Source organism: Mesorhizobium sp. P2_C7 (assembly GCF_056404515.1).
Map to the genome: position 1 here is coordinate 1 of NZ_JBFUDW010000033.1, position 11,486 is coordinate 11,486.

Annotated in this window: 9 protein-coding genes; 6 read left to right on the top strand and 3 right to left on the bottom strand. The window is 62.0% G+C overall.

Annotation, left to right across the window (positions count from 1 at the left end):
• The 6 genes from AC1D2G_RS34110 to AC1D2G_RS34135 form a co-directional block, all read left to right on the top strand.
• A partial coding sequence (locus tag AC1D2G_RS34110) for a DUF5801 repeats-in-toxin domain-containing protein (protein WP_477419578.1) occupies nucleotides 1-2,394 on the top strand: 2,394 nt, incomplete at its 5' end.
• 61 nt (nucleotides 2,395-2,455) lie between these two features.
• Entirely contained in the window at nucleotides 2,456-2,827 is a 372-nt protein-coding gene (locus AC1D2G_RS34115; RefSeq protein WP_477228957.1) for a hypothetical protein, read from the top strand.
• A gap of 53 nt (nucleotides 2,828-2,880) precedes the next feature.
• The gene (locus AC1D2G_RS34120) at nucleotides 2,881-3,618 is read left to right on the top strand and encodes a lytic transglycosylase domain-containing protein (RefSeq protein WP_477419579.1); all 738 of its coding nucleotides are present in this window, start codon (nucleotides 2,881-2,883) and stop codon (nucleotides 3,616-3,618) included.
• A gap of 91 nt (nucleotides 3,619-3,709) precedes the next feature.
• On the top strand, nucleotides 3,710-4,909 hold the full coding sequence (locus AC1D2G_RS34125) for a type 1 periplasmic-binding domain-containing protein (RefSeq protein ID WP_477228959.1): 1,200 nt from the start codon (nucleotides 3,710-3,712) through the stop codon (nucleotides 4,907-4,909).
• 26 nt (nucleotides 4,910-4,935) lie between these two features.
• Nucleotides 4,936-5,667, top strand: a complete 732-nt coding sequence (locus AC1D2G_RS34130; RefSeq protein WP_477228960.1) for a thermonuclease family protein — start codon at nucleotides 4,936-4,938, stop codon at nucleotides 5,665-5,667.
• Between the two features lie 219 nt (nucleotides 5,668-5,886).
• Entirely contained in the window at nucleotides 5,887-6,639 is a 753-nt protein-coding gene (locus AC1D2G_RS34135; protein WP_477228961.1) for a GGDEF domain-containing protein, read from the top strand.
• 21 nt (nucleotides 6,640-6,660) lie between these two features.
• Here AC1D2G_RS34135 and AC1D2G_RS34140 read toward each other — a convergent pair whose 3' ends face one another.
• The 3 genes from AC1D2G_RS34140 to AC1D2G_RS34150 all read right to left on the bottom strand — a co-directional run.
• Nucleotides 6,661-8,010 carry an HlyD family type I secretion periplasmic adaptor subunit gene (locus AC1D2G_RS34140; RefSeq protein ID WP_457154647.1) on the bottom strand — a complete coding sequence of 450 codons (1,350 nt, stop codon included), beginning with the start codon at nucleotides 8,008-8,010 and terminating at the stop codon, nucleotides 6,661-6,663.
• Nucleotides 8,007-9,767, bottom strand: a complete 1,761-nt coding sequence (locus AC1D2G_RS34145; RefSeq protein WP_477228963.1) for a type I secretion system permease/ATPase — start codon at nucleotides 9,765-9,767, stop codon at nucleotides 8,007-8,009. Before AC1D2G_RS34145 ends, AC1D2G_RS34140 begins: the two co-directional genes overlap by 4 nt.
• A 77-nt stretch (nucleotides 9,768-9,844) precedes the next feature.
• On the bottom strand, nucleotides 9,845-11,486 hold a 1,642-nt coding region (locus AC1D2G_RS34150; RefSeq protein ID WP_477228962.1), incomplete at its 5' end, for a DUF5801 repeats-in-toxin domain-containing protein.

Consider the following 11,486-nt stretch of genomic DNA (forward strand, 5'->3'; position numbering starts at 1 on the left):
GCGGGCGTCGGCGGCGTGATCGTGTTCACGGTCAGYACCGATGCGTCGGGCAATGTGACGCTCGACCAGCAGCGGGCGGTGGTCCATCCGACGACGGACCCGAACGAGCCGGTCAGCCTGAACGCCGACAATCTGGTGACGCTGACGGCGACGATCACCGACAAGGATGGCGATCATCAGTCGGCGACGCTGAACATTGGCAGCAACCTGACCTTCCTGGATGACGGCCCGTCGATCTCGGCGCCGGGCGCCAGTGCATCGCTGACGGTGGACGAGACGGATCTGACGACGAATGCGACGGCGAGCTTCGCCAGCGCCTTCACCTCGAGCTATGGCGCCGATGGCGCCGGCACGACCACCTATGCGCTGGGCTTCAATGCCGGCGCGACGGGGCTGGTCGACACGGCGAGCGGCCAGGCGGTGGTGCTGAGCCTCGAGGCTGGGCAGGTGGTCGGCCGTGCGGGCGTCGGCGGCGTGATCGTGTTCACGGTCAGYACCGATGCGTCGGGCAATGTGACGCTCGACCAGCAGCGGGCGGTGGTCCATCCGACGACGGACCCGAACGAGCCGGTCAGCCTGAACGCCGACAATCTGGTGACGCTGACGGCGACGATCACCGACAAGGATGGCGATCATCAGTCGGCGACGCTGAACATTGGCAGCAACCTGACCTTCCTGGATGACGGCCCGTCGGCGGTTACGCCGGACTATGCCGTGCTGTGGAATGGAGCAGGGAACCCGGTCACATTCGCCCTGGACGAAGACCACACGCTGTCAAGCAACTACGGGGCGGACGGCGCCGGCACGGTGAAGTTCGCGGCGTCTCTTGACAACGCGGACAGCGGTCTGATGTCAGGCGGCGCGCACATCATCTACGACGTGTCGGCGGACGGCCATACCTTGTATGGTATTGCCAACGGCGCGACGGTGTTCGCGGTCACGCTCGACCCCCAGACTGCCAATCCGACTTATTCCGTGGACATGAACGGAACGGTCGACAGCCCGACCAACGTGACATTCACTGACGGAACGTATGCCTTCTACGGCAGCAACAAGTCCTGGGCCGGCTTGGTGCCAACGAATCAGGACAGCAATCCTGTCAACGATAACTCGCGTGACGTGCTTTTCACGCCCTTCGGCACCGGTACGACGATCAATGGGAACGCGAATTCCTTTGGCGTCGGCGGTGGTGCTGGCGGACAAAATATCGGCGCGGGCGAAGGCATAAGGGTCGACTTTGTCCAAGACTTGACTGGGGCCGCCCCCGGCAATCACATCTTTGACAATCACTATCTGGCCAATGGCGCCAGCTTCACGTTTGGCGATGGAACCAGCAACACCGTCCTTCAAATTACCGCTCGCGACGACAACGCTACTACCGGCACCGACGGTAACACGACAGTCGGCGACGGCCACCTCGATTCGGTCTCGTCAATTGCAATCACCTATGACGGGGAAACGCAGGTGGTCGCGTATGCCGACATCGGCACCACGGCAACACCATATACGCTAGGCAACCCGGGAGGGTTGACGGACAGAAGCTATACGGTTCACTTCGTCGATTTGGGAGGCGGTCACTATGCCGCCCAAATAACGGGTGTGCTCGATGCGAATGTTTCCATCGCGACGTTCACGGCCGACGGCTACAATAGCCTGGAGCTGTTGAATGCATCTCCGTCCGTCGACAGCGGTAACGACTTCGCCATTACCGGATTCGGCGCGGCCGTTCAGACCACCGATCCCGTCAACTTTCACCTACCGATCGAGATCGTGGATGCAGACGGCGACAAGGCGACAAGTGAGATCGGCGTGACGCTGAGTGGGACTGCATTTCAGGATCACTCTGCAGACGCCGCGGGCGCGTCTCATATCTACACGTCGACGGTGGCCATGCCTGACATTATCGGGTCTGCTTTCGGCGACACGATAACGGGCGACGGTTTTGCGAACGTGCTGTATGGAGGAGCCGGAGCCGACACGTTGAACGGGGGCGGCGGTAACGACACGCTCGTCGGCGGCGCCGGCACCGATACGCTCAATGGTGGGGCCGGCAACGACTTCCTCGTCGGCGGCGCAGGAGCGGATACGATGACCGGTGGCACCGGCGCCGACACGTTCAGGCTCGATCATCTCGACATCAAGGATCTTATCACCGACTACAATGGTGGTCAGGGCGACAAGATCGACCTGACGGCCCTGTTCGAGACGGCCCCTGCTGGGGTGGCCGACTTCGTAAAATACGATGCGGGAACACACACGCTCAGCGTCGATGCCAATGGCACAACCGGCGGCGCCAATTTCGTGGACGTTGCCGTGTTGCAGAACACGCCCGCCGGCACGATCACTGTGCTCTACGACGACACGGCGCATGTACAGCACACGGCCACGATTTAACGGCATGGCGCTCGGTCACGCGACTATGTTATACATTGCTAATATCGAGGGGAGCTCATCCATGAATCGTTCTGTAAGACTGCTGGTTTCCGCTGCGACGCTGTTGCTGGCAGTCGGGTCGACGGGCTATGCCGCCGACATCATCGAAGGTCCTTCGGTCGACTATTGTCGAGTCGCCGGGACGTCCAACCTGGTGCTGACCGACAACATCGTCGACCTCAAGGAGCAGGTGGTCAAGCTGATGGACGAGTCGGTTGCCGCCGCCAACAGCTCGGAGTGGATCAACTCGTCCCGGCCGGTCTTCGTCTGGGCATCGGAAGCGAAGGTCGCTTGCGGCATGGCCTATGGCTACCTGAAGACGAACTATCGCGACGAAGATACCCTCAACAAATGCGAGTGTTTTCACGATCGCATGGTCGAGTACATGCACTGACCGGATAAGCGAACCGACGCCTGTTGGCCATCATGATAGCCGACGGATCCTTTTTGACGGCAATCGCCGCAGCGATTGCGTTGGCCGGCTTTGGCCAGACTGTCACGCCGGCCCGCGCCAACTGGCTGGAGCGACCTTCCGTGCAACAACGGCAGCCGTCCGAGTTGACGCGGCCGACGCACTGCGACGCGGCTACGCAGTGGACCCGGCAGACCTTCAAGGCGTTTGCGAGTTGCCAGGCATCGATCTATGGCCTCGAGCCGGTGCTGGCGCATGCCGTGATGGAGATCGAAAGCGGGTTCGATCCTGACGTACAAGGCGCCGACGGCGAAGTCGGCCTGATGCAGGTGATGCCGGCAACGGCGCGAATGCTTGGCTTTCGAGGCTCCCTCGACGGGCTGAGCGCGCCGGCGACCAACATCGCGCTCGGGGTCAAATATCTTGCCCAGGCCAACAAGCTGGCCGCGGGCGACCTGTGCACGACCGTCATGAAATATCGCGCCGGGCACAATGAAAGCCGGTTCTCGGCGCTTTCGGTCCGCTACTGCCAGCGTGCGCGAGCGATCCTGGCAAGGCAAGGGATTGAAGTGACCGGGCCGCTGCCCGTGGCGACATTGGGCTTCTCCGCATTTTCGTCGGGAGGAGAGGGTGGGGCTCCAGCCCAGGGAAAGGGCGTTTGCGTGCGCCGCGTGTTCGTGCCCGGGCCACGATACATGAAATGTGCCGACTATCGGACTGCCGGCCAAGCAAGACAGATCAAGGCGCTTAGAGCCAGGCTTTTCGAAGGCTAAAGAAACTACAGACGGCGCGGCAAGTGCGCCGTAACATGCGTTGAAGACCAGACCGGGAAGCATACTCGGCGGCACATTGGGTGGAGCAATCATGGAAGCTGGCCGACAGGGCCGATGTCTGCGGACATGGGCAATCGCGTTTGCGCTCACCACGACATTGTCAGGCTGCCAGTCGAAAGGCGGTGTTTCCGAAGTGCTCGATCCGGCGGCGATTGCCGCGCCTGGCGGGCAGACCGGCGGCGCGGGTGCTGGTCCTGCCCAGGCGACCCAGTCGCTAGGCACCGGGTCGACCAAAATCACGATGTTGCTGCCATTGTCGGCTCCCGGAACGGCGGGGGAAAACGGCAGGAAGATGCTCGATGCCGCCAAGCTGGCGATGACGGATGTTGGCAATGGATTGCTTACGCTGACGGTAGAGGACACGAAAGGCGACAGCGCACAGGCCGGCAAATTGGCGATAAGTGCGATAACGACGGGGTCGAAAGTGGTCATCGGCCCAACCGAACTGCCGGCAGCCCAGCATATTGCCACGCTGTCGGGGTCGAAGCGTCCACCGGTGCTGGCGCTTGCCGACAATTTCGCAGGAGGTGCCGGGGTTTATGCCGTGCGCCTCAGCGAAGCCGACAGTGCCGCGGCGGGCGCCGCGGGGCTCGCTGCCAAAGGCGGCAAGAAGTTCGTGTTGCTTGTCGCGGAAGGCTCAAACGCCAGCGCCGTGGAGAAGCGGGTCGCGAACGGCCTCAGCATCTATGGTGCGACGCTCGCGGTCACTGTCCCGTATTCGGCCAGCGACGGTGGCGCGAAGGCCGTCGACGAAATGGGCTCGCTCGTGGACACTCCCGACGCCGTGATCGTCGCCAGTGGCGATGGCAGCCCATCGCCTATCCTTGCCGCCCTCAGATCAAAGGGCATTCCGGGAAAGGCAATTTCCGTCGTCGGAACCAATCGGTGGCTGGAGCACCCCATGGATCCGCTGTTTGAGGGGGCATATATCGCCACGCTCGATCAACGCGAAACCGGACCGATCGCCGACCGCTTCAGGGCGACATACAACTACCCGGCCGACGTCAATGTGGCCTATGCTTATGATATGGTTGCGCTGACGGCAGGGGTTGCCAGTGCGGTCGGGCCCGATGGCTTCAGCAAGCAGGTTCTCGAAAATCCAAACGGGTTTCGTGGGTCGACAGGTCTGTTTCGGTTTCGGGCTGACGGATCCAGTGAACGATCGATGCCGTTTTACCAGATTCAAAAGGGCGCGCTCAAACTGGTTGCGAAATCAACGTCTGGTTTCTGATCGCCCTCGGGAACCCGGTCAATCTGATGGGCAGACTGGCCGATGGGGGCTGGCTGATGGTTAGGCTGGGCCGCAGCCGCTTGGCGATCGCGCTGGGAGGCCTTTTGCTTCTGGCCGGGGTTCTGCTGATCATTCAGGCCGGGGCTTTGCTTTCGGTCGATCGGCCCATCCTTGCCCCTTCGCAAAATAGCGGGACGCAGCCGACCCGAGTGGCTGCGTCCATCGTCGAAGCATACCGACGAGAACCCACGCGCAAGATTGCTCAAGACCTCATCGCTCCACCACAGCTTGATCCTGTAAATCTTGAACGGGTCGGGCCCCGTCCGCCGCTGACGGACCTTGGTCTGGCTGTGCCCCCGAAGACACCGATGCCGGACGATTGGCGGGAGGTGCTGCTCTTTCGCCCGGCTGCCGCAACGTCCGCGATCTTCGAATCCATGGGCCGGACAGTAATCATCAGCGGGGTGCAGGGCATCGACCTCGACAGAACCTGTTCGTTTCACGATGTCACCTGGCCTTGCGGCGAGCGCGCACGTGCCGCCTTCAATTCCTGGATTAGGGGACGCGCGCTGAAATGCTTCGTGCCGCCGGACGTCGAGCGTTTTGCCATCGCCGCCCCATGCAGGCTGGGCAAGCAGGACGTCGGCGCCTGGCTTGTGTCCAACGGCTGGGCCACGGCGTTGCCGAGTGGCATCTATGGCAAAGCGCAAGTGACTGCCCAGGGCGCGGGGATGGGCATTTTCGGTCCGCCACAATAGGCTGCGAGACTCAAAGAACCGGAGCAGCGTTCGCCGAGGCCGCCGTTGATTGTTCAGCGGCCGTCGGCATTCCATTGATTAACCTTTACGGCGCAAATTTCCGCGGCAAGCCGGTTGCTTGAACAGTATCGGGTCTCATAGTTCAAATTGTATGCTTCTCGGAAACTGAAAATGCTGTACGCCGGCTCTATGTTGGCTGATCTGACAGGAGATTAGCCAATGGCACAAACCACAGCGACCGCCTCCGCGCAGGCATGGAGAAGCGCCGCATGGCTGACCTTTCTAGGAACAGCCGGGAGCCTCGGCCTTTCCCTGGGCTTCAACTATCTGCTCTTGTTCAGCGACGCGTTCACGCCGTTCGGGCGCAGTATGATGACAGCCGTGCTGTTGCCCGTGGTCATTGGACTGCCGCTTTTCGTACTAATCGGCTGGCAGCAGATCCAAATCCGCAGCTGCCGTCAGGAACTCAACAGGTCCGGAACCTATGACAGGTTGACAGGCTGTCTGAACGGGCCGGTCTTCACGTCGATGGTCGAAAGAAGAGCAACAAGGCCATCGGCGCCGGGACCACGCTCGGGCGCCTTCCTGGTCATTCATTCGGAACATCTACGGTCCATCAATCTGCGCTTTGGCCTTGAATGGGGCGACGAGGCTTTGCGGCTCATAGCCATAACCATACAATCATCAGTACGCGCGGATGATCTGGTTGGACGCATAGGGACTTCCATGTTCGGGGTCTTCCTCTCAGGCGCGACCGAAGCAGAAGCCAAGGAAATCGGCGAGCGTATCCGCACGCGTGTCGCGCAAGTCTATTTCGCACCAAAGGGAACCGAGGATGCCCTGACCATCAAGGTCGGCGGYGTGATGTTTGAGAAAGAGATGGAGTTCGCGGACATGTTTCAGTTCGCCGAACAGGGCGTGTCAGACACCCAGGATGACGCCAGGTTTGAATTGAAGCATCTCAACAGCTGACGGCTTTCGTGCAGCCTATGGCTATTTTTCCCGCATCGCGCGGCGGAAGTTCTGCGTGATCGGCTCGGCGAGGTAAGAAAGCACGGTGCGAGCACCGGTCCGGATCATCGCCTCGCTCGACATGCCGGGCAGCAGCTTGCGGCCTTCCAGCTTGGCGAGTTCACTCTTGTCGATCAACACGGTTGCGGCGAAATACGGTGCCCCGCTGCGCTCCTCCACCATGCGGTCAGCCGACACGATCTCCACGACGCCGTCGAGCGGCGGCAGGTTGTAGCGGGCGAAGGCCGGGAAGCTGACGCGCGCGGGCTGTCCGGGGGCGATCGTCTCGACATCTTCAGGTTTGACCATAGCCTCGACCACGAGTTGTTGTCCGAGCGGGACGACTGTCATCAATGTCTCGCCGGGTTTCACGACACCGCCCGTCGTGTGGACCTTCAGGTCCATGACGATGCCGTCAACCGGTGCGACGACATTGGTACGGGTCAGCACGTCCTTGGCGGAACGCTCCTGTTGCCTGAGGTCAAACAATTCCGCCTCGACCTTGCTCAACTCCTCGACGGCCTCGTTCAGCCGCACTGTGCCGAGGTTCAAGATCTGCATGTCGATCTCGGCTATGGCGCTTCTGGCACGAGCGATTGCCGCGGTGTTGGTCGCGCGCTCCCCCTCGATCTCCCTCTGTTGTCGTTTGAGCAACAGGTTCCGCTCGCGCGTGGTCAGCCCCTTCTTGAGCAGCCCCTCGAGGTCTTTGCTTTCACCCCCGATCGCCTCGATCTGCTTGTCCTCGGTGACGATGAGCTCCTTCAGTCCGTTTATCTCTTCCTGTATCTGGTTATGGCGCTGGCTGAGGATTTCCCCCTCATCCTTCAAATTGTGCTGCTTCGCCGCGAACACGTCACGCTGTGCGGCCACCGCGTCCCTTGCGGCGGTAGCGGGGTCTGCGAGCAACGCCGGATCGAACTCGATCTCCGGCTTGCCGTCCCGCTCGGCCCTGAGACGCGCGGCTAGCGCGTCGCGCGTTGCTATCCGGTTCTGGATCAGGTCAAGCTGCGTCTTTGCCTGTGTGTCGTCGAGCCGGATAAGGACCTTGCCCGCCTTGACGATATCACCGTTGGCGGCGTTCAGGTCCGCGATGATGCCGCCCTCGAGGTGCTGGATCAGCTTGCGGTCGCCGGCGACCTTGATAACGCCCGGTGCTACAGCGGCGCTGTCCAAAGGCGCCAGCGCCGCCCAACCGCCGGCGACGCCGAAGAACAGGAACATGATCGCGAACCCGGTGCACGTCACGCCCGTCAGACGCAGGGGTAGCGGTTCCAGCAGGGACGGTGGCGGCACGGGCAACGGCACGACGTTCAAGTCCGGGGAACGGCTCATGCTTCTTTGACTTCCTTGACCACTTCGAGGGTTGGCAGCGAGGCTCCCATCGGCATCTGGGTCACCTTGCGGGCGCGGTTGGCGAGTTCGTTGAAGACATAGTCGCGCGGGCCGAAGAGGTCTTGCTGGCCGTGGTTGAGGACCAGCACCTTGTCGACCTTCTCCAGGATATTCGGTCGGTGCGCGATCAGGACGATGGTCGTGCCCGCCACCTTGACCGCGCTGAGGGCTGCGATCAATGCGTCCTCGCCATCGCGGTCGAGGTTGGAATTGGGCTCGTCCAGTATAAGGAGTGGCGGGTCGCCGTAGAGTGCCCGCGCCAGGCCGATGCGTTGGCGCTGCCCGCCTGACAGCACCGCGCCGGATTCGCCGATCTCGGTGGCGTAACCCTTAGGCAGCCCCTTGATCAGTTCGTGAACTCCCGCCAACTGAGCGGCCTTGACCACGTTGTTGAAGACCGGCGGGTTGAGCTGCGCGAAGCGGCAGATGTTTTCGGCGACGGTACCGGCGAAGAGCTCGATGTCCTGCGGCAGGTAACCGACATGATGACCACGGTCCTCCGCCGCCCATTGGGCAACGTCCATGCCGTCCAGCAACGCACGCCCCCCGGATGGACGCCAGGCACCGGCCAGTATTCGCGCCAGGCTCGTCTTACCGGCCGCGCTCGGGCCGATCAGCGCCATTGCTTCACCCGGACTGAGCCGGAAGTTGATCCCTTTCAGAATCGGCTCGCCACCCTGTCGGGCAAGCACGAGGTCGTCGGCCTCAAACCGCCCCTTCGGTCGTGGTAATGGCAGAACCGCTGTGGCCTCCGGGTGCTGTCCGGCGACCGCGGTGAGACGCCGGTAAGCGGCACGCGCTCCGACCGTGGCCTTCCATGTGGCGATCGCTTGTTCAACTGGGGACAAGGCGCGACCCATGAGAATCGAGGCGGAGATCATGATGCCGGCCGAGGCTTCGTTGCGAACCACCAGATAGGCACCAAGGCCCAGTATGGCCATTTGCAGGGCGAGCCGGTGACAACGCGCCATGGCCGCGATGACGCCGCCACGGTTGGCGGCAAGGACTTGTCCTTTGTTCGCCTCGTCCTGCTGCGCCTTCCAGCCCTCCAGCAGTGGCTTTAGCATGCCCATCGCCTGGACGACCTCGGCGTTTCGGATCGCAGCTTCAGCCTGCGTGTATGCCCGCGACTGTGCGGTTGCGGCCTCGGTCAAAGGCTTGCGCGTGAGGTATTCGTTGAGCACCGCCAAGGCGAAGAGTACGACCCCGCCGACCAGCGCCAACCAACCCAGCCAAGGGTGCATGAGGAATATGGCGGCGAAAAACAGAGGCGCCCAAGGCGCGTCAAGGATAGGGAAGATGCTCGGGCTCGTGAAGAAATTCCGCACTTGATCGAGGTCGCGCAGCGGTCGGGCATTGGCATGCCCGGGCGCCGAGGCGGCATATTCCACCGATGCGGTCAGCAGAACTGGTGCCAACCGCGCGTTCATCCACGATCCGACTTTAGCCAGAAGGCGCCCGCGCACCACTTCCAGCCCCGCCATTGCGACGAGTGCCCCTGCCGCCATCAACGACAGCATCACCAGCGTCTCCAGGCTGTGGCTGGACAACACCCGGTGATAGACCTGGAGCATGTAAAGCGCCCCCGTCAGCATCAGCACGTTGATGCCAGCGCTGAACCAGATAAGCGGCCGGATGGCACGTCTGGCCTCTTTCATCACCACTTGCAGGGCAGGGGGCTGTTGGTTGGCTTTCATCATTTATATCTCTGCGGGGTGCTGCTTCGTGCGCAGATGGCGGGAGGCAACTTTAGCTGCCTCCCGTCGCTCAGTGATCAGGCGACGACGTCAACGGGTATGTGCTGCGTCGCCGTCGTATCGGCGTCCGCGTCCGCGATCTGGAACGCGAAGTCGAGGTTGGCATTCAACGTCCCGGAGGTCGTCTGCACGAAGCCGATGTCCACGATCTTGAGGACATCGTTGTCCTGCGCCTCCCAAGCTTGCGTACCACTGCTTGCGCCTTCGACCGGGATGGTGTTGGGGTTGTCGATGATCCCGTTCAGGTTAATCGCGGATCCTGTCAGCCCGTTGCCGGATTGCATGATCTGCATCCCCTGAATTTTGAAGTTCTCACCGGCGGCGAGGTTGTAGTCGTTGCTCTCGATAATGAGGAGGGCGTCGTTGTTGTCGAGCGTGAACTCGGTGTTGTACGGGGACGGCACACCACCGGTCGAAAGCTTGAAGAAGTCTTGGTTCTCGACAAAGATCGACCTCGTGGTTTTGACGTCGTCGGCGGTGGATGCTGTGCCTTTGTCATCGATCAGGTCGAGGACCACGATAAGATCCTCGGAGTTCCCGATACCGTCGAACTTGATGGCGACGCCGGACACAGAGTCTGTCGGGGTGGTTTTCTCAGTACCACCACCGGGGGCACCGGGGTTCACGTCCCCGAGAATGTTCTCGTTGAAGAACCGCAGCGTCAGCAGTTCGTTCTTCTGGATCGTGTCACCCGCGACACCGTTCGTGGATTGGGTTGCCGACACCCAGTCCTCGAAGCTGCTGGTGACGAACTGGCCGTTGTTATAGGCAGTGTCGAGAGGCGGTCCGTCCGGTGCGCCGTCACCCGAGCCGTTGAAGCCGAAAGGAGAGCCGGCAGGGTTCGTGTTCGCTGTGAACTGCACATAGAACCCGTTGGTGTCGGTGGTGCCGTTGTTGAGGTCAAGTTCCGTCACCACGAGTTCCGGGTGTCCGGTGTTACCGGGAGGTGCCTTCCGCAACAGTTCGGAGGTGTGCAGCACGTTGAAGCTGAACCCGTCGATCGGGTCCGCCAGGGTGATGCTGTAGGTATCGGCGGCCTTGTCGAAGGTCAGGGTGCCGCCCGCCGTGGCATCCTGCACGCCAGCCGTGATCGGGTCCTTGTCATAGTGGAACGAGAAGGTGAACGTTGCACTGGCGGCGTCCTCCGACGTCAGTGTCGCCACGGCTTGGGTAATGCCGGGGGTGCCCGGGTTATCGACCGTGCCGGTCAAGCTGATCTGGACACCGGCGAGGCCTGTGTTGATGTCGACAAAGTCGGAACCACCGCCCGTGTAGAATGCAGCGTTGTGACTGTCTTTGCCGATGTCGTACCCGAAGGCTCCGGTAGCAGTTGCGTTCAGCACGTTGTGCAGGGTCTCATCCTCGACGGCTGGGGTACCGGGGTCACCGTCGAACGGCACAGTGATCGTGGGGCCGTCATCCTGGAACTGCACGGCATCGCCGATACCGGTCGAACTGGTCGCTGTGTCGCCGTCACCGTCGGTGACCGTCACCACCGCCAGCAAGGCGCTGTCGGTGATGTTCACCGACTCGTCGTGGCTGGCTCCCGGGGTCGGATGATGGATCGAGGCATACTGCGCCACGCTGACGACGCCGGTCGTGCTGTTGATGGCGACAGCGAACGCCGCCGCCCCACCGGCCCCGCCGATGCGGCCGACC

Excerpts from the sequence above, each read along its gene's own strand:
- AC1D2G_RS34115 (WP_477228957.1), top strand. The coding sequence starts at position 2,456 with ATGAATCGTTCTGTAAGACTGCTGGTTTCCGCTGCGACGCTGTTGCTG.
- AC1D2G_RS34125 (WP_477228959.1), top strand. The coding sequence starts at position 3,710 with ATGGAAGCTGGCCGACAGGGCCGATGTCTGCGGACATGGGCAATCGCG.
- AC1D2G_RS34130 (WP_477228960.1), top strand. The coding sequence starts at position 4,936 with ATGGGCAGACTGGCCGATGGGGGCTGGCTGATGGTTAGGCTGGGCCGC.
- AC1D2G_RS34140 (WP_457154647.1), bottom strand. The coding sequence starts at position 8,010 with ATGAGCCGTTCCCCGGACTTGAACGTCGTGCCGTTGCCCGTGCCGCCA.
- AC1D2G_RS34145 (WP_477228963.1), bottom strand. The coding sequence starts at position 9,767 with ATGAAAGCCAACCAACAGCCCCCTGCCCTGCAAGTGGTGATGAAAGAG.